Consider the following 23,142-nt stretch of genomic DNA (forward strand, 5'->3'; position numbering starts at 1 on the left):
GCTCCCCCTCCCCGCCACAACGCAACAGGCCGGCAGTTACCTGCCGGCCTGTTGTCGTCTGGGCTCGGGCGGTCGGCTCAGCCGCCGAAGGGATTGCGCAGCACGATGGTCTCGTTGCGGTCCGGCCCGGTGGAGATGATGTCGATGGAGGTCCCCACCTGCTCCTCGAGGAAGCTGATGTAGGCGCGGGCATTGGCCGGCAGGTCCTCGACGCGCTTGGCGCCCAGGGTCGACTCGCTCCAGCCCGGCAGGTCCTGGTAGACCGGCTCGACGGCCTCATAACCCTCGGAGTCCACCGGGGTGTCCAGCACGTCGCCATCCTTGCTGCGATAGCCCACGCAGACGCGGATGTTCTCCAGGCCGTCGAGCACGTCGAGCTTGGTCAGGCAGATCCCCGACACGGAGTTGATCTGCACGGCATGGCGCAGGGCCACGGCGTCGAACCAGCCGCAGCGACGCGCCCGGCCGGTGGTGGCGCCGAACTCGTGGCCCTTCTCGGCCAGGTGGCGGCCATGCTCGTCGAACAGCTCGGTGGGGAAGGGACCGGAGCCCACCCGGGTGGTGTAGGCCTTGGTGATGCCCAGCACGTAGTCCAGGTACAGCGGACCGACGCCGGACCCGGTGGCGGTCCCGCCGGCGGTGGTGTTGGAACTGGTGACGAAGGGATAGGTGCCGTGGTCGATATCCAGCAGCGAGCCCTGGGCCCCCTCGAAGAGGATGTTGTCACCGGCCTTGCGCACGTCATGGACCAGGCTGACGGTGTCGCAGACCATCGGCCGCAGTTCCTCGGCCATGCGCATGGCGTCGTCGAGGACCTGCTGGAAGTCCACCGCGGGCTCGCCGTGGTACTGGGTAAGCACGAAGTTGTGGTAGTCCAGCACCTCGCCGAGCTTCGAGGCGAAGCGCTCGCGGTGCAGCATGTCGCCCAGGCGCAGGCCGCGACGGGCCACCTTGTCCTCGTAGGCCGGGCCGATGCCACGGCCGGTGGTGCCGATCTTGGCCACGCCGCGGGCCTTCTCGCGGGCCTGGTCGAGACGCACGTGGTAGGGCAGGATCAGCGGGCAGGCCGGTGACAGGCGCAGGCGCTCGCGGACCGGCACGCCCTTGGCCTCCAGTTCGCGAATCTCCTCGATCAGCGCTTCCGGCGACAGCACCACGCCGTTGCCGATCACGCAGGTCTTGTCGTTACGCAGGATGCCGGAGGGGATCAGGTGCAGGACGGTCTTCTCGCCGTCGATGACCAGGGTATGTCCGGCGTTGTGACCACCCTGGAAGCGCACCACCGCATCGGCGGATTCGGTGAGCAGATCGACCACCTTGCCCTTGCCTTCGTCACCCCACTGGGTGCCCAGTACGACTACGTTCTTGCCCATAGTGCTCTCGTCTCTCGTTGCTGCGCCGCCGGCTGTCGGGCCGGTGTCGATATCGTGTCTGCCTGACCGCTCAGGCCTGATCGGTGGACGCCGCCAGCGGCGCCACCTGCCAGCCGCCGTCGGCCTGGACCAGGCGTCGATGGCAGCGATGTTCCGCGGGGCCGGTACGCTGTCCCGGCAGCGCCTGGACGACCCGCTCGCCCTGCTGGCGCAGGGCATTGATGGCCTCGGCCAGGCCGTCCCCCTCGACCGGCGCCCAGATGCCGTCGTGACGCGGCTCGCTGGGCACCAGGGTGGCCAGCAGCTTGAGCTCCAGGGAGAAGCCGGTGGCCGGCCGGGCGCGTCCGAAGGCGCGCCCGGTGTCATCGTAGCGGCCGCCCTTGGCCAGCGCCTGGCCATAGCCGGGGACGAAGGCGGCGAACATCATCCCGGTGTGGTACTGGTAGCCCCTCAGCTCGGCCAGGTCGAAGTAGAGATCGACCTCGGGATGCTCGGCGGCCACCCCCCGATGGAGGGTCCGCAACTGGTCCAGCGCCGCGCCCACCGCCTGGGGCGCCTCGGCGAAGGCCTCGCGGGCCTCGTCGAGCACCTCGGGGCCGCCATGCAGCCCCCCCAGGGCACACAGCATGGCCGCCAGTGCCGGGTCCGCCACGCTGGCCTCGACCCGGGCGGCCAGTTCCCCCGGCGACTTGAGCTCGAGGGCCTCGAACACCGCCTTCTCCTGTTCGGGGGCCAGGTCGGCGGCCTGCACCAGGCTGCGGTAGATGCCGATATGACCGATCGCCAGGTGGACCTCGCCGGCCCCGGCGGCCTGCAGGCTGGCCAGCGCCAGGCGCAGGATCTCCACGTCGGCCTCCAGCCCGGCATGGCCGAACAGTTCGACCCCCACCTGCACCGGGCTGCGACCGCCCTGGTACTGGTCGGGCTTGGCGCGCAGCACGGTGGTGCAGTAGCACAGCCGCACCGGCCCCTGGCGCTTGAGCGAGTGGGCATCCATGCGCGCCACCTGGGGCGTCACGTCGGCGCTGACGCCCATCATGCGCCCGGTCATCTGGTCGGTCAGCTTGAAGGTCTGCAGATCCAGCTCGGTGCCGGTGCCGGTGAGCAGGGAGTCCAGGAACTCCACGGGGGGCGGCATCACCTGATCGTAGCCCCAGCGGTGATAGAGGTCGAGCAACGCCCGGCGCAGCTCCTCCATGCGGCTGGCTTGGGGCGGCAGTACCTCGTCCATGCCGTCGGGCAGCAGCCAGCGGTCAGCGATGGTCATGTCGTTCTTCCTGCAAGACGGTGATTGGCCTTCGGCAAGCCTCGCGGCATGACGTGGCAGGGACGCCGGAGAGGGATTGCCGGGAGTGGAGAGGCCACAAAAAAACCGGGCCACGCCCGGTTACAGGAGTCTATCACGTTTGGGGGCGGGATGAACCCCATGGGGGCGGCACGGGCCGCCCCCATGGCCGTCACTCGTCGGACTGGGGCATGGGACTCTTGAGGTACTGGAAGAAGTCGCTGGAGGGATCCAGCACCAGCATGTTGCCGTCGCCCTGGAAGCTCGACCGGTAGCCCTCGAGGCTGCGCCAGAAGGAGAAGAACTCCTCGTCCTTGCCGTAGGCCTCGGAGAAGATCGCCGCCGCCTCGGCGTCGCCCTCGCCGCGCAGGGTCTGGGAGCGCTCGTTGGCCTGGGCCAGCAGCACCTGCCGGCGACGGTCGGCGTTGGCGCGGATGCGTTCGGCCTCTTCCTGCCCCTGGGCGCGCCACTCGCGGGCCTCCCGCTCGCGTTCGGAGCGCATGCGGTCATAGACCGCCGAGGAGACGTCCTCGGGCAGGTCGATGCGCTTGACGCGGATATCGAGGATGGCCACGCCGAGTTCCTCGCGCATCAGCTCATCGAGATCCCGGGTGGGCCCGGTCATCAGCTCATCGCGCTTCTCGGAGATGATCTGCTGCAGGTTCAGGCGACCGAACTCGTTACGCAGGCTCTCGTCGACCCGCGGCTGGATCAGCCGCACCGCCTGCAGCTCGTCACCGGCCGTGGCCTCGTAGTAGCGGGTCGGATTGACCACCTGCCACTTGACGTAGGAGTCGACGATCACCGCCTTCTGCTCGAGGGTCAGGTAGCGGCTGGCATCGGTGTCCAGGGTCAGCACCCGGGTATCGAACTTGCGGATCGTCTGGGTGATCGGGATCTTGACGTGCAGCCCCGGCTGGATGTTCTCCTCGATCACCTCGCCGAAGCGCAGCTTCACCGCCCGTTCGGTCTCGTCGACCACGTAGAGGCTGTTGCTGGCCAGCCAGGCCGCGGCGGCCAGGCCGCCGACGATGAGCAGGGATCGGTTGTTGATCATGATTAACGGCCCTCCCTGCGGATTCCGTTGCTGCTGGAGTTGCGGTTGCCGCTGTCGGCGGACGACTGGCTGCCGCGCAGGTACTCGAGGATCTGGGGATCCAGCGACTCCGAGTCGTCGCTACCCTGGCTCGCGGTGCCGGTGACACCACGACGCAGGCGGTCCATCGGCAGCACCATCAGCGGGCCCTCGTTGTTCACATCCACCATGACCTTGGACGTCTCGCCATAGACCTCGGAAATGGTGTCGAGGTAGAGGCGTTCGCGCATGATCGCCGGGGCGTTCAGGTACTGGGTCAGCAGCGCGTTGAAGCGGTTGGCCTGCCCGCGGGCCTCGGCCACCACCGACTCGCGATAGCCCTGGCCCTGCTCGACGATCCGCTGGGCCTGGCCCTGGGCGGCCGGGATCACGGCGTTGGCATAGGCCATGGCCTGGTTGATGGTGCGCTGGCGGTCCTCACGGGCGCGAATGACGTCGTCGAAGGCGTCCTGGACCGCGTCGGGCGGCGAGGTGGACTCGACGTTCAGCGTCTGCAGGCGGATGCCGGTGCCGTAGCTGTCCAGGTAGGACTGCAACCGGCTGGCCACCGCGGTGCCGAGGATCTCGCGGCCGGAGGTCAGGATGTCGATCATGTCGGTACCGCCGACCACGTGACGCAGGGCGGAGTCCAGGGCGTTCTCGAGGGAGAGCTCGGGGTCGCGCACGTTGAGCACATAGCCGCGAGGATCGGCGACCTGGTACTGCGCCGACATTTCCACGGAGACGATGTTCTCGTCCTGGGTCAGCATCGACTGGGTCTGAGTGATCGAGCGCACCCGGGTCACGTTGACCATCCGCACGTCATCGATCAGCGGCGGGTTCCACTGCAGGCCCGGGGTCACCACTTCCTGGAACTTGCCGAAGCGCAGCACCACGCCACGCTCGGACTGATCGACCAGATAGAAGCCGGAGGCCGCCCAGATGGCCAGGGCCACGATCAGCAGCAGCCCCGGCAGGGCGAAGGCGTTGCGCGGCTTGCCGCCGCCCGACCCGCCGCCGCCGCGCTTGCCGCGCCCGCCCAGCATGCTGTTGAGCTTGTCCTGAAACTTCTTCAGGGCCTCGTCGAGGTCGGGGGGCCCCTGGTTGCCACCGCCCTTGCCTCCACCGCCGTTGCCGCCACGGCGCCCTCCCCCGCTCCAGGGGTCGTGCTGGTTGCCGCCACCGGGCTCATTCCAGGCCATACGTCGTCTCCACTATGCGTTGCGTTCCACCGCACCGGGTCCTCGGGCGATGGGCATCGGTTGCGATCCTTGTGGCGCCGGCCGCTGCCTGGCGGCACCGGCCGGCGCCCGAAGGCGACTCATTGTTCCCATACGGGGCGATCCTGCAGCGCCACGGGCAGGTAGTCGTCGGCCCGCTCGCCGAGGCGTGCCATCAGCTGCAGGAAGTCACGCCGCGGCAGACGGACCTCCAGCAGGGTGCGTCCCTGGTCGTCGAAGCGTTCCTCGCGCACCGCTCCCAGCTCGTGCAGCCCGGCGCGCAGCCTGCCCTGCTCCGGGGCCAGGGTGACGTCGAAGTCGATGATATCGTCGGCCAGGCACTCGGAGAGCGCCTGTTCGAGCAGCTCGAGCCCCCGGTCCTGCCGGGCGGAGAGCCACACCACCTCGGGGCGTCCCTCGCCGTCGCGCTCGATGCGCGGGGCGCTGTCGAGCAGGTCGATCTTGTTCATCACCTTGAGGGTCGGCACGTCCAGGGCGCCGATCTCGTCCAGCACGCCTTCCACCTGATCGACGTTGAGTTCGCGGTCCGGGTCGGCCGCGTCGATCACGTGGACCAGCAGGCTCGCCTCGGCGGCTTCCTGGAGGGTGGCCTGAAAGGCCTCCACCAGCTTGTGGGGCAGGTGCCGGATGAAGCCCACGGTGTCGGCCAGCACCACCGGCCCGACGTCCTCGACCTCCAGGCGCCGCAGCGTCGGGTCGAGGGTAGCGAAGAGCTGGTCGGCCGCATAGACCCTCGAGGCGGTCAGGGCGTTGAACAGCGTCGACTTGCCGGCGTTGGTGTAGCCGACCAGGGAGACGCTGGGAATCTCGGCCCGGGAACGCGCCCGACGGTTCTGGCTGCGCTGGCTGCGCACCTTGTCGAGGCGCTTGTGGATCGCCTTGATGCGGCCGCGCAGCAGCCGTCGGTCGGTCTCGAGCTGGGTTTCCCCCGGCCCGCGCAGGCCGATGCCGCCCTTCTGCCGCTCCAGGTGGGTCCAGCCGCGCACCAGCCGGGTCGACATGTACTCCAGCTGGGCCAGCTCCACCTGCAGCTTGCCCTCGTGGGTCCGCGCCCGCTGGGCGAAGATATCGAGGATCAGCCCGGTACGATCGAGCACGCGACACTTGAGCGACTGCTCGAGGTTGCGCTCCTGGGAGGGGCTCAGGGCATGGTTGAAGATCACCAGCTCGGCATCATGGACCGCCAGGGCCTCACGGAGCTCCTCGACCTTGCCCGAGCCGATGAAGGACCGCGGGTCGGGCCGCCCGCGGCTGCCGCTGAGCAGAGTGGCCGGCTCCGCGCCGGCCGAGCGCACGAGTTCGAGGAACTCACCGGGGTCCTCGCGCTCATGCTCGTCCTGGAAGTCGACATGGACGAGTACCGCCGTCTCGCCGGCGTCGGGTCGTTCGAAAAACAATCAGTACCTCACGCGTTGCTGTCCGACGGCGCCGGGGCGTCAGGGGCCGGCAGGCGCACGTTGCGCGACGGCACGACCGTGGAGATGGCATGCTTGTAGACCATCTGGCTGACGGTGTTGCGCAGCAGGATGACGAACTGGTCGAAGGATTCGATCTGTCCCTGCAACTTGATGCCATTGACCAGGAAGATCGATACCGGAATGCGCTCCTTGCGCAGGATGTTCAGGTACGGGTCTTGAAGGGACTGCCCTTTGGACATGTTGCTCTCCGTGAATTGTCTCTGGGATGGATAGTATTTTTTGGTGCTCGCCCCCGGAGGGACGACACGGATTGACCGACGGGCCCGTTCAAACGGCCACTCGAAACGCTCATCTTACGCTAACTACCGAATTCGCGCACCAGTTTCAGGACCTCGCCGAGGGGATCGGCACCCAGGCTGTCGACCCGGCACAGCCCGGGCCAGCGCCGCATCCAGGTCAGCTGTCGCTTGGCCAGCTGACGGGTGGCGACGATGCCACGGTGGCGGAACGTCTCCCGGTCGACGCGGCCCTCCAGGTACGCCCACCCCTGACGATAGCCCACGCTCTTCATCGATGGCAGCCGCGGGTGCAGATCACCGCGGGCCCGGAGGCCCGCCAGCTCGTCGAGGAAGCCCGCCGCGAGCATGGCATCGAAGCGCCGTGCGATACGCTCATGCAACACGCCTCGATCGCCAGGGGCGAGCCCTATCGACAGCGTGCGCCAGGGAAAGGTTTCCGGGCACTGCGCCTCCCAGAGTTCGGTGAGCGATCGGCCACTGACGCGATAGACCTCGAGGGCCCGCATCAGGCGCTGGGGATCGTTGGGGTGGATCCGCGCGGCGGCGGCCGGGTCGACCCGGGCCAGCTCCGCGTGGAGGCCGGCCAGGCCGAGGTGCTCGGCGTGGCGTTCCAGTTCGGCGCGCACGGCCGGATCCGCCGAGGGCAGGTTGGCCACGCCCTGCTGGAGCCGCTGGAAGTACATCATGGTGCCCCCCACCAGCAGCGGCACCCGGCCGGCGGCGGTGATGGCCGACATCTCGCGGCGGGCGTCCTCGCGGAACTCCGCCGCCGAGTAGGGCTCGGCCGGGTCACGGATGTCGATCAATCGGTGTGGGGCCCGGGCCAGCTCCTCCGCGGACGGCTTGGCGCTGCCGATGTCCATGCCGCGATAGACCATCGCCGAGTCGACGCTGATCAGCTCGCAGCCCAGCCGCTCGTGCAAGGCGATGGCGAGATCGGTCTTGCCGGTGGCGGTGGGGCCCATCAGGAAGATGGCGGGGGGGCGGGTGTCGGACATGGGCTGTTCGGGCATTCTCTTGGCTTGTCGATGAGAAGCTGACCCGGTGGCAGACCTGCGAGGAGGCGCTGTGAACCCGTCCCTGGGCGCTACCGACGCCATCCTTGGCGTAGGACCTCCTCTTCGGTCTGCCCCCGGCGCTTCTCGCCACTCGGGTGGCAGTTTGTCGTTTATTGTCCCCTAAGGAACAAGCGATCCAGTTCCTTCATGCTCATCTCGGTCCAGGTGGGCCGGCCATGGTTGCACTGGCCGCTGCGCTCGGTGCGCTCCATGTCGCGCAGCAGGGCGTTCATCTCCTCCAGGGTCAGCTGGCGGTTGGCGCGCACGCTGCCATGGCAGGCCATGGTGGCCAGCAGCTCGTTGATATGGGCCTCGAGCCGGTCGGAGCGGCCGTAGCGCTCGAGGTCGCCGAGCATGTCGCGGATCAGCGGCTCCACGTCGGCATCGACCAGCAGGGTCGGCACCTGCCGGACCAGCAGGGTCTCGGGGCCCGCCACATCGAGCTCCACCCCGAGGCGCGAGAAGGCCTCGCGCTCGGCCTCGGCGGTGGCCACCTCGGCGGCGCTGGCGGCCAGCGACACCGGCACCAGCAGCGGCTGGGCCTCCAGCGCCCCGCCGTGGACCTGGGTCTTCATGCGCTCGTAGACGATCCGCTCGTGGGCGGCATGCATGTCCACCACCACCAGGCCCCGCTCGGTCTGGGAGAGGATGTAGATGCCATGCAGCTGGGCCACGGCATAGCCCAGGGGCGGGGCCCGGGTATCGTCCTCCGCCGGCATCGCCGGGCGCGGCCGCACGGCCTGGGCCTCGCGCTCGGCCAGCGCCACGTCGGCGGCGGCCCCGCCGGCCCCGGGCGCGGCCGGCTGGGGCGTCAGCAGGCTGTCCTCGTGGTCGGGATGCAGGGCCCGGTAGCCTTCCATGAAGGCCCGAACGCGATCGGGCGTCACCTTCTGGCCACCCTCCTCCTCGCGGCCCGGCAGGGCCATGGGCTGCTGCTGCCAGCGCCCGGCGGCCTCCGCCACACGGTGCTCGCCGCCCGCCGGTGTCGCCGAGCCGGCGTCCTCTGCCGCCTCGGCCGGGGTCCCGCCGTCCTCGTCCTGGGTGCCGGGGCGGGCCTCGCCCAGCGCCCGGTGCAGACTGGAGAACAGGAAGTCGTGAACCATGCGCCCGTCCCGGAAGCGCACCTCGTGCTTGGTGGGATGGACGTTGACGTCCACCACCGAGGGATCGACCTCGAGGTAGAGCACGAACACCGGATGCCGGCCATGGAAGAGCACGTCCCGGTAAGCCTGGCGAATGGCATGGGCCACCAGCCGGTCGCGAACCACCCGGCCATTGACGAAGAAGTACTGCTGGTCGGCCTGAGCCCGGGAATGGGTGGGCAGCCCCACCCAGCCCCACAGGCGCAGTCCGCCGACCTCCAGGTCGAGGTGCAGGGCATTGTCCAGGAAGGCCTTGCCGAGCAGCGCCTGGAGGCGCCGCTCGTGACCGACCAGGTCGTCGCCGGGACGCAGCTGGTGGACGGTCTTCTGGTTGTGGCGCAGCACCCAGCCGATATCCAGCCGCGACAGGGCCTGACGGCGAAAGGCCTCCTCGACGTGGCCGAATTCGGTCTTCTCGGTGCGCAGGAACTTGCGCCGTGCCGGGGTATTGAAGAACAGGTCACGCACCGTCACCGAGGTCCCCCGGGGATGCGGCGAGGGCGAGACCCGCGGCTCCATGCGGCGTCCCTCCACCACCACGCGCCAGCCGCCGGTGGGGTCCTCCGCGACGTTGGACATCAGCTCCAGCCGCGAGACCGAGCTGATCGAGGCCAGGGCCTCGCCGCGAAAGCCCAGGCTGGCCACTCCCTCGAGGTCCTCGAGGGAGGCGATCTTGCTGGTGGCGTGGCGCGACAGCGCCAGCGGCAGGTCGTCCTCGTCGATGCCGGAGCCATCATCGCGCACCCGGATCAGGCGCGCACCACCGGCCTCGAGCTCCACCTCGATGCGCCGGCTGCCGGCGTCGATGGCGTTCTCGATCAGCTCCTTGACCACCGAGGCCGGGCGCTCGACCACCTCGCCGGCGGCGATCTGGTTGGCGAGGCGGGGATCGAGGATCCGGATGTGTCGGCTGTCTGTCATATCACTCCAAGCTACTAGAAGCGGCTACGCCACTCCAGGATGGAAGACTGGCGCTGCGCGCCTGGACGAGGGAAGAACCCCCGGGTTCCGTCCTCTTCACCTCTTCCCTATTCCCTCTAGGACTGTGGTATCCGCAGCACCTGGCCGACCCGGATGACATCGCCGTCGAGCTCGTTGGCCTGGCGCAGTTGAGCCACCGGGACCTCGTGGCGCGCGGCGATCTCGGAGAGGGTATCCCCCGGCTGGATGCGGTACTCGTTGCCGGCGGTATCGCGCCCCTGGTCGCGCTGCCAGGCCAGCAGGCTGGCCGGGGGCGGGTTGCGCTGGAAGTGCGCCCGGATGCCGCCGAAGACCGCCTCGACCATGCGCTGCTGGTAGCCGCCGTCGCGCAGGCGGCGTTCCTCGTCGGGGTTGGAGATGAAGCCGGTCTCCACCAGCAGCGAGGGGATGTCCGGCGACTTGAGCACCACGAAGCCGGCCTGCTCGACCCGGGACTTGTGCAGCTCGTTGACCCGGCCCAGCCGGTCCAGCACCTGGCCCCCGATGGTCAGGGAGTCGTTGAGGGTGGCGGTCATGGTCAGGTCCAGCAGCACGCCGCGCAGTACCTCGTCCTTGTCGTCCAGGGAGAGGTTGCCATCCACCCCGCCGATCAGGTCCGCGTTGTTCTCGGTGGCGGCCAGCCACTGGGCGGTCTCGGAGGTGGCGCCGCGCTGGGAGAGCGCGTAGACGGAGCTGCCGTGGGGCCGCGGGCTGTTGAAGGCGTCGGCGTGGATCGAGACGAAGAAGTCGGCCTTCTGCTCCCGGGCGATACGGGTCCGCTGACGCAGCCCCACGTAGTAGTCGCCGTCGCGGATCATCACCGCCCTGAAGCCCTCGGCTGCGTTGATCAGCCGCGCCAGCCGGTCGGCCATCTCGAGCACCACGTCCTTCTCGCGGGTCCCGCTGGGCCCCATGGCGCCCGGGTCCTCGCCGCCATGCCCGGCATCCACCGCGACGATGATGTCACGCTTGGGGTGGGGCTGGGCAGGCTCCAGCACCGGCGCCACCGAGGCCGGATCGCGCCCCTCGGCCACGGCCTCGGCCTGGGCCCGTTCGGCGGCGATCTCCTGCTCGCGGATCATCGACTCGATGGGGTCGATGGGGTCCTCCACGGCGCTCTCGCCCGGGTACTCGAGGTCCACCACCAGGCGATGGCCATACTGCTCGTTGGGGGCCAGGGTGAAGTGGCGCGGCTCGATCGCCCGGGACAGCTCCAGCACCACCCGCAGGTCATCGCCGTCACGGATGCCGCTGCGCACCTCGCGGATGGCGCTGCCCTCGAGGTCGAGCCGCGATAGATCGGCGTTGAGCCGGCTGTCGCGCAGGTCGATGACCAGCCGCCGCGGATCGTCCAGGGCGAAGACCTCCGCCTCGGCCGGGGCAGAGAGATCGAAGACCAGGCGGGCATGATCCGGCGCCGCCCAGAGGCGCAGGTTGTCGACGCTGGCCGCCTCGGCCGCGCCTGGGGCGAGCAGGGCCAGCGGCGAGAGCCAGCCGAGCAGCCGGGAACGCAGGCTTCCCTTCCTCATGAGACGTCGTCACCCTCCCTGGCGAGGCGGCAATCCGCCAGTGCCGGATCGGCGGCCAGACGCGCCAGCACCCGGCGACCCTGGTCGCTGTGCGCGGCGAGGCAGGCCCGGCGGCCGTGGTCGGCCACCTCCAGGCGGACCACCAGGTCCGGCGTGGGCAGCCAGCCCTCGCCCCGGGCCGGCCACTCGATCACGCACAGGGCGTCCTCGGCCAGCAGGTCGCGACCGCCGATGAACTCCAGCTCCTCGGGATCCCCCAGGCGATAGAGGTCGAAATGATTGACCCGGGCGGCGTGCAGCTCGTAGGGCTCCACCAGGGTGTAGGTGGGGCTCTTCACCGCGCCACGATGGCCATAGGCACGCAGGATGCCGCGAGTGAGGGTCGTCTTGCCGGCCCCCAGCTCGCCGTCGAGGTGCAGGCGACCCCGGCCCATCAGGGCGCGTCCCAGGGCTTCGCCGAAGGCCACCTGGCGGTCTTCGTCATCGAGTCGCAGCTGCATCGTCTTCGCCCATCGTCGGGTTGGCCAGAATTCGCGCACAGGATGCCAGATCGCCGGCCAGCAAGCCACGCTCTCCCCCCTCGGCGGCCGCCATATCGGCGGCCAGCGCATGCACCAGGACGCCGAGGCGGGCGGCGGTTTCCAAGCTTAGTCCCTGGGCCAGCAAGGCGCCCAGGATGCCGGACAGCGCATCGCCCATGCCGCCGCTGGCCATGCCGGGATTGCCGTAGGGGCAGACCGCCAGGCCTGAGGGGCCCGCCACCAGGCTACCGGCGCCCTTGAGCACCACCACGCCGCCGAAGCGACGCTGCAGGGCGAGCGCCGCCGCCGGTCGGTCGGCCTCCACCTCGGCGGGACCGATGCCCAGCAGGCGCCCGGCCTCACCGGGATGCGGGGTCAGGATCCAGTCGTCGCGCTGCTGCCCGGGGAAACGCGCGGCCAGCAGGTTGAGGCCATCGGCGTCCACCACCAGCGGCCGGCCGGAGCCGAGTGCCGCCTGGAGCATGGCCTGGCCCCAGCTGCCCTGGCCCAGGCCCGGCCCCACCACCAGCACGTCCGCCTGGCGGGGCAGCTCGCCGAGGTCGGCGGCCCCGCGCACGCCGTGCACCATCACCTCGGGACGGCGTACCAGGCTTGCCGTCACGTGCTCCGGCGCCGTGGCCAGGCTCACCTTGCCGGCGCCCAGCCGCGCGGCGTGTTCGGCGGCCAGCAGGGCCGCCCCGCCGAAGCCCGGCGCGCCGCCCAGTACCAGGGCATGGCCCGCCGTGCCCTTGTGGGCGTCCCGGGGCCGTGGCGGCAGCGCCGCGGCGATCATCGTGCGCTCGAGCAGCAGGGCCGCCGGGACCAGGCCCGCGGCCGCCTCGGCCGGGGCATCGAGGTCACGCAAGCTCAGCCGGCCGGTCAGCGCCGGGGCGCGGCCGGTGTGCAGCCCCAACTTGTCGCCGATAAAGGTAACGGTCCGCTCGGCCTTGACCGCAATGCCGAGCTCGGCACCGCTGTCGGCGTGCAGCCCGGAGGGGATGTCGATGGCCAGCACCGGCTGGCCCGCGGCGTTGAGCGCGGCGATGGCGTCGCGCATCTCACCGCGCACCGCGCCGGCGAGCCCGGTGCCGAGCAGCGCATCCACCAGCACCTCGCCGCTCAACGCCAGGCCCGGCTGCCAGGGCTCGAGGCCGACGCCGGCGGCACTGGCCATGTCGGCGGCCCGACGCGCGTCGCCCGAGAGTGCCTCGACGGGCTTGACGACCACGCGCTGGACCTCGAGGCCCTCGGCGGCGGCCAGGGCCGCCAGCACATGGCCGTCACCGCCGTTATTGCCACCGCCACACAGCACGCTGAGCGAGCGCGCCTGAGGCCAGGCCTCGCGGAAGTCCTGCCAGGCGGCGGCGGCGGCCCGTTGCATCAGGGCGAAGCCCTCGATGCCGGCGGCGATGGTGCGCCGGTCCAGCTCGCGGACCTGTTCGGCCCGGTAGAGTGGACGCCCCTCGAGATGTCGGTCCTGCGACGGCCCGGCCATGCGCTGTCTCCCCTTAACGCGATGCTTTACCATGAGTGTGTCGTCTTCTCCCGCCCGGCGCCAAGCGTCGCGGCGCTATCCTGCATGGTGTTTTCTCGATCATGACCCAGCCGTCTCCCGCCGGCGACGCGCCCGACCTGCATCGCCTGGCCGAGCTGATCAAGACCTGGGGCCGCGAGCTCGGCTTCCAGCAGGTGGGCATCACCGATGTCGACCTCGCCGCGGACGAGGCTCGCCTGCAGCGCTGGCTCGACGCCGGCCACCACGGCGAGATGGGCTTCATGGCCAGGCACGGCACCAAGCGCACCCGCCCGGAGGAGCTGGTGCCGGGCACGGTGCGGGTGATCAGCGTGCGCCTGGACTACCTGCCCGCCGAGGTGGAGACGACCCGGATGCTCGCCCGTCCGGAGAAGGCCTACGTGTCGCGCTACGCGGTGGGACGCGACTACCACAAGCTGATGCGCAAGCGCCTGGCGACGCTGGCCGGGCAGATCGAGGACGCGGTCGGCCCCTTCGGCTACCGGGCCTTCGTCGATTCCGCGCCGGTGATGGAGCGGGCCCTGGCGCGCAAGGCCGGCCTCGGCTGGGTCGGCAAGAACGCCATGCTGCTCAATCCCCGGGCCGGCTCGCTGTTCTTTCTCGGCGAGCTCTATACCGACCTGCCACTACCGGTGGACGCGCCCTTCGAGGCCGAGCACTGCGGCAGCTGCAGCGCCTGCCGCAGCGCCTGTCCCACCGACGCCATCGTCGAGGACAGGGTCGTCGATGCGCGGCGCTGCATCTCCTACCACACCATCGAGCTGCACGGTCCCATCCCCGAGGCATTCCGCGCCGCCATGGGCAATCGGGTCTTCGGCTGCGACGACTGCCAGCTGGTCTGCCCCTTCACCCGCTTCACCCGGGCCACCCGGGAAGACGACTTCGCCCCCCGCCATGACCTGGACAGGGCCGACCTCACCACGCTGTTCGCCTGGAGCGAGGCCGAGTTCCTGGACAGGACCGCCGGCAGCCCCATCCGGCGGATCGGCTACGAACGCTGGCTGCGCAACCTGGCCGTGGGCCTCGGCAACGCGCCCTGGAGCGAGACGGTGGAGGCCGCCCTGCGCGCCCGCCTGCCCTACCCCTCGGAGCTGGTCCGCGAGCATGTGCGCTGGGCGCTCGACCGCCAGCGGGAGAAGCGGCAACGGCTGATCGCCGTCACGGGTGAGGGGTAAGGCATGAGCAGAGGCGCCATCCCCCCCTCACTCCTCGCGCGTCTCCCCTCAGGCCCGACTACTCCTCCTCGTCGTCGCTTTCGTCATCGAGGCGCAGGAAGGTCCGGCGGTAGTGGGTCAGCTCGGCGATGGATTCCTTGATGTCGTCCATGGCCAGGTGGACGTTGCGCTTGCTGAAGCCGACCAGGGCCCCGGGGTTCCAGCGCTTGGCCAGTTCCTTCAGCGTCGAGACGTCCAGGTTGCGATAGTGGAAGAAGGCCAGCAGTTCGGGCATCTCGCGCTCCAGGAAGCGGCGGTCCTGATGCACGCTGTTGCCGCACATGGGCGAGGTGCCGGGCGCGACGTGCTCGTTGAGGAAGGCGAGCGTCTGGCGCTCGGCCTCGGCGGTATCCACGCGGCTCTCCTTGACCCGCGTGACCAGCCCCGAGGCGCCGTGGGTCTTCTGGTTCCAGTCGTCCATGGCCTCGAGCAGGCCGTCGGACTGGTGCACGGCGAGCACGGGGCCCTCGGCGACGACGTTGAGGTCGGCATCGGTGACCAGGGTGGCCACCTCGATGATGCGCTCGCGATTGGGGTCGAGCCCGGTCATCTCCAGGTCGATCCATACCAGGCGCTGGGCGCGCGGGTCCTGAGTGTCTTGTGTCGCGGACATGGGGCCTTCCTTGCGGGGGCGGATGGCTGACGACAGCCGGGCCCGTTGGTGAGTACAATGCCGCCATTGTACCGACCTTCGGGCCCTCATGAGCAAACGCAAGTTGAGCCGCCAGCAGCGCTGGCGCATCGAGAAGATCCAGGCCGAGCGGGCCAGGCGGGCCGAACGGCGCGGCGACCAGGACGACGAGAAGCTGGCCGCCGGGGAATACGGCCCCGAGCAACAGGGCCGGGTGACCGCCCACTTCGGGCGCACCCTGGAGGTGGCACCCGACGACGACGGGGAGCCGGTGCGCTGCCACCTGCGCGCCAACCTGGAGGGGCTGGTCACCGGCGACCGGGTGATCTGGCGAGCCGGTCAGGACGGCAGCGGCGTGGTGGTGGCCCGCGGGGCGCGCGACAGCGTGCTGGAGCGTCCCGACGCCCGGGGCCAGCTCAAGCCGGTGGCCGCCAACATCGACCAGATCCTGATCGTCTTCGCCGTGGAGCCCGAGCCCCACGCCAACCTCATCGATCGCTACCTGGTGGCCGCCGAGGCCACCGGGATCGCCCCGGTGCTGGTGCTCAACAAGATCGACCTGCTGCCGGCCCAGGGCGGCCCCCTGCGCGCGCTGCTCGCCCGCTACGAGGCCCTGGGCTACCCGGTGGTGACCACCACCACCGCCCGGGCGGATGGCCTCGATGCCCTGCATGCGCGCCTCGCCGGATGCACCTCGGTGTTCGTCGGCCAGAGCGGGGTCGGCAAGTCCTCGCTCATCGACCGCCTGCTGCCCGATGAGCAGCTGCGCATCGGGGCGCTGTCCGAGGACTCGCGCAAGGGCCGCCATACCACCACCACCGCCAGGCTCTACCGCATGCCGAGCGGCGGCGAGCTGATCGACTCTCCGGGTATCCGCGAGTTCGGCCTGACCCACCTGGACGAGGGCCAGGTGGCCGAGGGCTTCATCGAGTTCCGCGACCTGCTCGGGCACTGTCGCTTCCGCGATTGCCGCCACCGCCAGGAGCCGGGCTGCGCGCTGATCGAGGCCGTGGATGACGGCAGGATCCACGCCGATCGCTTCGCCAGTTACCGACGCATCGTCGACAGTCTCGACGAGACTTGAGATAAAGACGAAATACCCCGAGCGAGGAGAGCGCCATGAGTTCCGAAGCCAACCTGCTGCCGCTGATCGTCGAGCCCGAGCAGCTCGCCGAGCACCTGGATGCCCCATCCCTGCTGGTCATCGACGTGCCGCTGAAGGCCGAGAGCCATGAACAGGGCCATGTGCCGGGTGCCGTCTACCTGGACTTCAGGCGCCTGCTGCGCGGCGAGGGCGAGGTGCCCAACGAGGTGCCCGACGAAGCCGCCCTGTCGCGGCTGTTCTCGTCGCTGGGCCTGACCCGGGACACCCATGTGGTGGCCTACGACGACGAGGGTGGCGGCTGGGCCGGCCGGCTGCTGTGGACCCTGGAGCTGATCGGCCATACCCGCTACTCCTACCTCAACGGCGGCATCCACGCCTGGCGGGCCGCCGGCCTGCCGCTGTCCACCGAACCCGCCTCGCCGACGCCCAGCGACTACGAGGCCGAGATCCTCCATCCCGAGGTGGCCATCGACCGGGCCGAGCTCCAGGAGCGCCTGGGCGACAAGGGCTTCGCCGTCTGGGATGCCCGCTCCCGGGCCGAATACGACGGCGAGAAGGGCAACAACAAGCGGCTTGGCCATATCCCCGGGGCGGTCAACCTCGACTGGACCGACGCCATGGACAAGGACCGCGACCTGCGCCTGCGCGACTACGCGGAGCTGATCACCGAACTCGAGGCCCTGGGCCTGACCCCGGACATGGAGGTGGTCACCCACTGCCAGAGCCATCACCGCAGCGGCCTCACCTGGCTGGTGGGCAAGGCGCTGGGCTTCGAGAAGATGCGCGGCTATGCCGGCTCCTGGCAGGAATGGGGCAACCGCGACGATACGCCGATCGAAAAATAAGCGGGAAGACGCGGCTGCGCCGCTTGAAGAAGGAAGATCGGTGCTTCGCACCGGGAAGGGCCGAGCTCTCCTCTTCCTTCTTCCCTCTTCATTTCTTCCAACTTCCCCCTTGAGGAATGACTCCTTCGTGACCCCAGCCAAGCTGTTTGCCCTGATCCAGTACCCGCTGCCCCATCACCTGCTCTCGCGCCTGGTGGGGCGCCTCGCCGACTGCCGAGTGCGCTGGCTCAAGGACCTCGCCATCCGCGCCTTCATCCGCCAGTTCAAGGTCGACATGGGCGAGGCCCACGAGCCCGATCCCGGCGCCTACCCGAGCTTCAACGCCTTCTTCACCCGGCCGCTGAAGGATGGCGCCCGGCCCATCGGCGAGGGGCTGGTCTCCCCCGCCGACGGCACCCTCTCGCGGTTCGGCGCCATCGGCCATGGCCGGCTGATCCAGGCCAAGGGGCATGACTTCACCGCCGCCGACCTGCTGGGCGGCGACCTGGAGGCCGCCGGGCGCTTCCACGACGGCAGCTTCGCCACCGTCTACCTGTCGCCGAGCGACTACCATCGCGTGCACATGCCGCTCGGCGGGACCCTGCGCGAGATGGTCTACGTGCCCGGCCGGCTGTTCTCGGTGAATGCCGCCACCACCCATCACGTGCCCAACCTCTTCGCCCGCAACGAGCGGCTGGTCTGCCACTTCGACACCGAGCACGGCCCCATGGCCCTGGTGCTGGTCGGCGCGATGATCGTCGCCGCCATCGAGACGGTGTGGGCCGGCCAGGTCACGCCGCTGTCCGGCGAGGTGCAGCGGATCCGCTTCGACACCCCGGTGCGGCTGGAGAAGGGCGAGGAGATGGGCCGCTTCAAGCTCGGCTCCACCGTGGTGATGGCCTTCGCCGATCCGGTCGCCTTCGACGCCCTCGAGGTGGAGGGCAAGGTGCGCATGGGCCAGCGGCTGGGCGTCTTCGACGAGAAGCGAGGTACCACGCCTCGCCAGGAAGCGGCATCGAGCCCTTCCTGATGGAAGAGCCGCGGGAAGCGGCTCAGGGTTCCTTCCACGATCCGGGGAAAGCCATGCAGGTCGGGTAAGCGAGCCTGCGAGCGCACCCGACGATAGCAAGCCCGCCCGAAGATGTCGGATGCGCCTTCGGCCTATCCGACCTACTGCTGAGCCAAGCCGTCAGGCACTCGGCGTGGCAAAGGCCATCACCTCGGCCACGCTGGCCTTGCCGAGTGCCAGCTGGATCAGGCGGTCGAGGCCCAGGGCCACGCCGCTGCCCTCGGGCATGCCGGCGGCCAGGGCCGCCAGCAGGCGCTGGTCGACGTCCACCTCGGGCAGGCCGAAGGCGCGGCGGGCGGCATTGTCCTCCGCGAAGCGGGCGCGCTGCTCGTCGCCATCGGTCAGCTCGTCGTAGCCGTTGGCGAGTTCCAGGCCATCCCGGTAGACCTCGAACCGCGAGGCCACCCACTCGCCGTCCTCGGCGTCGCGGTGGCGCCGGGCGAGGGCCGCCTGGCTGGCCGGGTAGTCGACCACCACGTCGAGCCCGTCCCGGCCCAGGCCCGGCTCGATGGCCAGGCTCATCAGCAGGTCCAGGCAGTCGTCCCGGGGCGCCTCCGCCATGTCCAGCCCGCCCTTTTCTGCGGCCAGCCGGCGCAGGGCCTCCAGGGACTCGGTGAAGGGATCGAGCGCCAGGGTCTCGCGGAACAGCTCGCGATAGCGCCGGCGGTGCGTCGGGCCGGGATCGGTTGGCAGCACCCGGCGGATCAGCGCGCCGGTCTCCTCGATCAGCCCGTCCAGGTCCAGTCCCGGGCGATACCACTCCAGCATGGTGAACTCGAGGTTGTGCCGGCGCCCCACCTCGCCGTCGCGGAAACTGCGGGCGATCTGGAAGATCGGCCCGCTGCCGGCGGCCAGCAGGCGCTTCATATGGAACTCCGGCGAGGTCTGCAGCCAGAGCCGCTCCCGGCCCGCCGGGGTGGTCGCCTCGCAGGAAAGCGAGGCCAGGTGCAGGTCGGTGCTGCCGCCGTGGCCGAGCACCGGCGTCTCCACCTCCCAGACGCCACGCTCGGCGAAGAAGGCCCGCACCTCGCCGATCAGCCGCGCCCGCTCCCGCAACGTGTCGATCTCGGCCGTGGGCCGCCAGTCGATGGTCATCTTTGTCTCCTCCAGAAACGACGAAGGCCACGCCAGAAACCAGCGTGGCCTTCAGTACACTGCGCGGAAGCGCGGCTTGTCGGCGGCAGGTCTAAGCGGACACGCTGTGAACCCGTCCCTGGGCGCTAGCTTTTTCATCCCTGAAAAAGAGGTCCGCTATGCCCTGTCCCCTGCGCCGCTCGTAGCCCGTAACCCGCAGCCCGCAGTCCGCAGTCCGCAGTCCGCAGCCCGTAGCCCGTAGCCCGTAGCCCAGTACAATCAGGCGCGGGAGACGTACTCGCCGGAGCGCGTGTCGACCTTCAGCACTTCGCCCTGGTTGATGAACAGCGGCACGCGTACCACGGCGCCGGAGGACAGGGTCGCCGGCTTGGAGCCGCCCTGGGCGGTGTCGCCCTTGAGGCCCGGGTCGGTCTCGGTGACCTCGAGCTCGATGAAGTTCGGCGGGGTGACGTTGATGACGTTGTCGTTCCACAGGGTCACGGTGTAGGCGACCTGCTCCTTGAGCCACTTCTCGGTGTCGCCCAGGGCCTTCTTCTCCACCGGGTACTGCTCGAAGGAACCGTCGGTGAGCATGAAGTACCACATCTCGCCGTCGTTGTAGAGATACTCCATCTCCAGCTCGAGGACGTCGGCACCTTCCAGGGATTCGCCGGACTTGAAGGTCCGTTCCCAGACCCGACCGGTCATCAGGTTGCGCAGCTTGACGCGGTTGAAGGCCTGGCCCTTGCCCGGCTTGACGAATTCGTTCTCGACGATGGCGCAGGGGTCACCGTCCAGCATGACCTTCAGACCGCCCTTGAATTCGTTGGTAGAATAGTTCGCCATGATGCTTTACCCATATTCGAGCGCGCCGCCGGCCGTGACCGGGGGCGCGCGATGCAAGATGATCTTCGTCGAGGGCCTCGCCCTCGCCCGCATTGACTGGTGTGTCGCATGATAACCCGAAGCCCCGTCCCTTTGCAGCGTCAGGCGCCCGAGGCCGCCGGCGGCCACTGGCAGGCGCAGCTCAGCGGTGCCGTCCGCGACCCCCGGGAGCTGTGCCGACGCCTGGGCCTGGCCCCGGCCTGGTGGCCAGGCGCCGAGACCGGCCACGGGCTCTTCGCGGTGCGCGTGCCCGAGGCCTACCTGGCGCGGATCCGCCCCGGCGACCCAGACGACCCGCTGCTGCGCCAGGTGCTGCCGCTCGACGCGGAGGCCCGGGCGACCCCCGGTTACGTGGTCGATCCCCTGGAGGAGGCCGAGCATTCCCCCAGGCGCGGCCTGATCCACAAGTACGCCGGCCGGGTGCTGCTGATCACCAGTCCCGCCTGCGCGGTGAATTGCCGCTACTGCTTCCGCCGCCATTTCCCCTACGAGGAGAACGCGCCCTCGCGGTCCCAGTGGGACGAGACCCTGGAGTACCTGCGCGCTGATGGCTCCATCCGCGAGGCCATCCTCTCCGGCGGCGACCCCCTGGCGGCCAGCGACCGCCAGCTGGCCTGGCTGGTGGCCCGCCTCGAGGCCATCCCCCACCTCAAGCGGCTGCGTATCCATACCCGCCTGCCGGTGGTGATTCCCGACCGCATCGACGAGTCCCTGCTCGCCTGGCTCGGCGCCACCCGGCTGCAGGCGGTCATGGTGCTGCACATCAACCACGCCCAGGAGATCGACGACGCGGTGATCGCGGCCTGCCGGCGGCTGCGCGAGGCCGGCGTGACCCTGCTCAACCAGAGCGTGCTGCTGCGCGGCGTCAACGATGACGTCGACAGCCTCGCCGTGCTGTCCGAGCGGCTCTTCGAGGCGGGCGTGCTGCCCTACTACCTGCACGTGCTGGACCCGGTGGCCGGTGCCGCCCATTTCGAGGTGGACGACGCCACGGCACGCCAGCTGGTCGCCGAGTTGCGCAAGTGGTTACCGGGCTTCCTGATGCCGACCCTGGTCCGCGAGGTGCCCGGCGAGGCCAGCAAGACGCCCCTGTAAGTCGCAAGCTCGAAGCCCAAAGACAACCCAGCCCCCATGCCGAGGAGTCGACATGGGGGCTGGGTTTATCGGGGTGTCTTTAAGCTTCCCGCTTATGGCTTCAAGCCAATGTCTCGGCGGTGACGTTGGCCGCCGGGGCCTCGGTGGAGAGCTTGCGGTTGATGGCGCTCATCACGCCCTTGATGGAGGCGCTGGTGATGCTCTCGTCGGTGCCCACGCCGAACACCGCCTCGCCGCCGACGCGCACCTCGACGTAGGCGATGGCCTCGGCATCGGCGCCCTGGCCGCGGGAGTGCTCGTGGTAGTCGATGATCTCGACGTCATGCCCCTCGGCGGCCAGGGCCTTGATGAAGGCCGCCAGCGGCCCGTTGCCTTGGCCCTGGATGGTGCGCCGCTCGCCGCGCTCCTCGATGGTCGCCTCGAGGGACACCGTGGGGCTGTCCGGCTCGGAGGCCATGCGGTGGCTGACCAGGGCGAAGGGGGCGCGCTGCTCGAGGTACTCGTCGATGAAGGCCTGGTAGATCATCTCGGAGGTGATCTCCTTGCCCAGGCGGTCGGCGACCTCCTGGACCACCTGGCTGAACTCGATGGACAGCCGGCGCGGCAGCTCGATGCCGTGCTCCTGCTCCAGCAGGTAGGAGATCCCGCCCTTGCCGGACTGGCTGTTGACGCGGATCACCGCCTCGTAGCTGCGGCCCACGTCGAGCGGGTCGATCGGCAGGTACGGCACCTCCCAGACGCCGTCCGGACTCTCGCGGCGCGCGGCCATGCCCTTCTTGATGGCGTCCTGGTGGGAGCCGGAGAAGGCGGTGAACACCAGGTCGCCCACGTAGGGATGGCGCGGGTGCACCGGCAGCTGGTTGCAGTACTCCACCTCGCGCATGATCGGCGTGATGTTGGAGAAGTCGAGCCGCGGATGCACGCCCTGGGTGTAGAGGTTCATGGCCAGGGTGACGAGATCGACGTTGCCGGTACGCTCGCCGTTGCCGAACAGGCAGCCCTCGACGCGGTCGGCGCCGGCCATCACCGCCAGTTCCGCCGCGGCCACGCCGGTACCGCGGTCGTTGTGCGGGTGCACGCTGACGATCAGGTGGTCGCGATGGGCGACGTGGCGACAGAACCACTCGATCTGATCGGCGTAGTTGTTGGGGGTCGCGCACTCCACGGTGGCCGGCAGGTTGACGATCATCGGCTTGTCGACGCTGCCGCCGTAGGTCGCCTCCACGGCATCGACGATCTCCACGGCGAAATCCATCTCGGTGGTGGAGAACAGCTCCGGGGAGTACTGGAAGGTCCAGTGGGTCTCCGGCGCCGCCGCCATGTGCTCGCGGATCCGGGTGGTGGCGTCCACGGCGATCTGGATGCACTCGGCCTGATTGACGTTGAACACCACCCGGCGGAACACCGGATCGGTGGCGTTGTAGACGTGGACGATGGCATTCCTCGCCCCCTCGAGCGCCTCGAAGGTGCGGTCGATCAGATGCGGCCGCGCCTGGGTCAGCACCTGGATGTGCACGTCGTCCGGGACCTTGTCGTTGTCGATCAGCGAGCGGACGAAGTCGAAGTCGGTCTGGGAGGCCGAGGGGAAGCCCACCTCGATCTGCTTGAAGCCGATCTTCACCAGCAGGTCGAAGAAGCGCTGCTTGCGCTCCTGATCCATCGGGTCGATCAGCGCCTGGTTGCCGTCACGCAGGTCGACGGCGCACCACTGGGGCGGCGCCTCGATGCGCCGGCTCGGCCACTGGCGATCGGGCAGGTCGACGGCCACGAAGGGGCGGTACTTGGTGGAAGGGTTGTCGAGCATCATGGC

At 69.7% G+C, this 23,142-nt stretch carries 20 protein-coding genes; 5 read left to right on the forward strand and 15 right to left on the reverse strand.

Annotated elements, in window-relative coordinates:
• Nucleotides 1-77: 77 nt before the first annotated feature.
• The 11 genes from QWY76_RS11865 to QWY76_RS11915 all read right to left on the reverse strand — a co-directional run bounded on the left by QWY76_RS11865 (nucleotide 78) and on the right by QWY76_RS11915 (nucleotide 13,396).
• On the reverse strand, nucleotides 78-1,373 hold the full coding sequence (locus QWY76_RS11865; protein ID WP_183383507.1) for an adenylosuccinate synthase: 1,296 nt from the start codon (nucleotides 1,371-1,373) through the stop codon (nucleotides 78-80).
• Nucleotides 1,374-1,443: 70 nt separating this feature from the next.
• A complete protein-coding gene (locus tag QWY76_RS11870; RefSeq protein WP_290311426.1) occupies nucleotides 1,444-2,640 on the reverse strand; it encodes an ATP phosphoribosyltransferase regulatory subunit in 1,197 nt (398 codons plus the stop codon).
• A gap of 190 nt (nucleotides 2,641-2,830) precedes the next feature.
• The gene (hflC, locus tag QWY76_RS11875) at nucleotides 2,831-3,715 is read right to left on the reverse strand and encodes a protease modulator HflC (protein WP_290311427.1); all 885 of its coding nucleotides are present in this window, start codon (nucleotides 3,713-3,715) and stop codon (nucleotides 2,831-2,833) included.
• A gap of 2 nt (nucleotides 3,716-3,717) precedes the next feature.
• Nucleotides 3,718-4,935: an FtsH protease activity modulator HflK gene (gene hflK / locus QWY76_RS11880; protein WP_290311428.1), complete on the reverse strand. Its 1,218-nt coding sequence runs from the start codon at nucleotides 4,933-4,935 to the stop codon at nucleotides 3,718-3,720.
• Between the two features lie 119 nt (nucleotides 4,936-5,054).
• A complete protein-coding gene (gene hflX, locus QWY76_RS11885; protein WP_290311429.1) occupies nucleotides 5,055-6,371 on the reverse strand; it encodes a ribosome rescue GTPase HflX in 1,317 nt (438 codons plus the stop codon).
• Between the two features lie 8 nt (nucleotides 6,372-6,379).
• Nucleotides 6,380-6,631 (reverse strand): RNA chaperone Hfq, encoded by a 252-nt coding sequence (gene hfq / locus QWY76_RS11890; RefSeq protein ID WP_126485610.1) that lies wholly within the window; start codon nucleotides 6,629-6,631, stop codon nucleotides 6,380-6,382.
• Between the two features lie 119 nt (nucleotides 6,632-6,750).
• Nucleotides 6,751-7,689, reverse strand: a complete 939-nt coding sequence (gene miaA / locus QWY76_RS11895) for a tRNA (adenosine(37)-N6)-dimethylallyltransferase MiaA (protein ID WP_290311430.1) — start codon at nucleotides 7,687-7,689, stop codon at nucleotides 6,751-6,753.
• Between the two features lie 170 nt (nucleotides 7,690-7,859).
• The gene (gene mutL, locus QWY76_RS11900; RefSeq protein ID WP_290311431.1) at nucleotides 7,860-9,812 is read right to left on the reverse strand and encodes a DNA mismatch repair endonuclease MutL; all 1,953 of its coding nucleotides are present in this window, start codon (nucleotides 9,810-9,812) and stop codon (nucleotides 7,860-7,862) included.
• A 116-nt stretch (nucleotides 9,813-9,928) separates the two neighbouring features.
• Nucleotides 9,929-11,380, reverse strand: a complete 1,452-nt coding sequence (locus tag QWY76_RS11905; RefSeq protein ID WP_290311432.1) for an N-acetylmuramoyl-L-alanine amidase — start codon at nucleotides 11,378-11,380, stop codon at nucleotides 9,929-9,931.
• Entirely contained in the window at nucleotides 11,377-11,880 is a 504-nt protein-coding gene (gene tsaE, locus QWY76_RS11910) for a tRNA (adenosine(37)-N6)-threonylcarbamoyltransferase complex ATPase subunit type 1 TsaE (protein WP_290311433.1), read from the reverse strand. The genes QWY76_RS11905 and tsaE overlap by 4 nt, the downstream gene beginning before the upstream one ends.
• Entirely contained in the window at nucleotides 11,861-13,396 is a 1,536-nt protein-coding gene (locus QWY76_RS11915; RefSeq protein ID WP_290311434.1) for an NAD(P)H-hydrate dehydratase, read from the reverse strand. The genes tsaE and QWY76_RS11915 overlap by 20 nt, the downstream gene beginning before the upstream one ends.
• Before the next feature lie 101 nt (nucleotides 13,397-13,497).
• Between QWY76_RS11915 and queG the strand changes: the two genes are divergently transcribed.
• A complete protein-coding gene (gene queG / locus QWY76_RS11920) occupies nucleotides 13,498-14,610 on the forward strand; it encodes a tRNA epoxyqueuosine(34) reductase QueG (RefSeq protein WP_290311435.1) in 1,113 nt (370 codons plus the stop codon).
• Nucleotides 14,611-14,668: 58 nt separating this feature from the next.
• Here the strand turns inward: queG and orn are convergent, their stop codons facing one another.
• Nucleotides 14,669-15,262 (reverse strand): oligoribonuclease, encoded by a 594-nt coding sequence (gene orn / locus QWY76_RS11925; RefSeq protein ID WP_290311436.1) that lies wholly within the window; start codon nucleotides 15,260-15,262, stop codon nucleotides 14,669-14,671.
• A gap of 88 nt (nucleotides 15,263-15,350) precedes the next feature.
• Between orn and rsgA the strand changes: the two genes are divergently transcribed.
• The 3 genes from rsgA to asd all read left to right on the forward strand — a co-directional run bounded on the left by rsgA (nucleotide 15,351) and on the right by asd (nucleotide 18,239).
• Entirely contained in the window at nucleotides 15,351-16,364 is a 1,014-nt protein-coding gene (rsgA, locus tag QWY76_RS11930) for a small ribosomal subunit biogenesis GTPase RsgA (protein WP_290311437.1), read from the forward strand.
• Between the two features lie 35 nt (nucleotides 16,365-16,399).
• Nucleotides 16,400-17,230 carry a sulfurtransferase gene (locus tag QWY76_RS11935; RefSeq protein ID WP_290311438.1) on the forward strand — a complete coding sequence of 277 codons (831 nt, stop codon included), beginning with the start codon at nucleotides 16,400-16,402 and terminating at the stop codon, nucleotides 17,228-17,230.
• 127 nt (nucleotides 17,231-17,357) lie between these two features.
• Nucleotides 17,358-18,239 carry an archaetidylserine decarboxylase gene (gene asd, locus QWY76_RS11940; RefSeq protein WP_290311439.1) on the forward strand — a complete coding sequence of 294 codons (882 nt, stop codon included), beginning with the start codon at nucleotides 17,358-17,360 and terminating at the stop codon, nucleotides 18,237-18,239.
• Nucleotides 18,240-18,398: 159 nt separating this feature from the next.
• Here asd and epmA read toward each other — a convergent pair whose 3' ends face one another.
• Together epmA and efp are read right to left on the reverse strand one after the other, a co-directional pair.
• Entirely contained in the window at nucleotides 18,399-19,373 is a 975-nt protein-coding gene (gene epmA / locus QWY76_RS11945) for an EF-P lysine aminoacylase EpmA (RefSeq protein ID WP_290311440.1), read from the reverse strand.
• A 258-nt stretch (nucleotides 19,374-19,631) separates the two neighbouring features.
• Nucleotides 19,632-20,198, reverse strand: coding sequence for an elongation factor P (efp, locus tag QWY76_RS11950; RefSeq protein ID WP_290311441.1), 567 nt, complete (start codon nucleotides 20,196-20,198; stop codon nucleotides 19,632-19,634).
• Between the two features lie 108 nt (nucleotides 20,199-20,306).
• Here efp and epmB point away from each other — a divergent pair, with 108 nt between their 5' ends.
• Nucleotides 20,307-21,332, forward strand: coding sequence for an EF-P beta-lysylation protein EpmB (gene epmB, locus QWY76_RS11955; protein WP_290311442.1), 1,026 nt, complete (start codon nucleotides 20,307-20,309; stop codon nucleotides 21,330-21,332).
• A 100-nt stretch (nucleotides 21,333-21,432) separates the two neighbouring features.
• Here epmB and leuA read toward each other — a convergent pair whose 3' ends face one another.
• Nucleotides 21,433-23,139 (reverse strand): 2-isopropylmalate synthase, encoded by a 1,707-nt coding sequence (gene leuA, locus QWY76_RS11960; RefSeq protein WP_290311443.1) that lies wholly within the window; start codon nucleotides 23,137-23,139, stop codon nucleotides 21,433-21,435.
• Nucleotides 23,140-23,142: the final 3 nt, after the last annotated feature.

It is taken from the genome of Halomonas maura (genome assembly GCF_030409305.1).
Lineage (GTDB): Bacteria > Pseudomonadota > Gammaproteobacteria > Pseudomonadales > Halomonadaceae > Halomonas > Halomonas maura.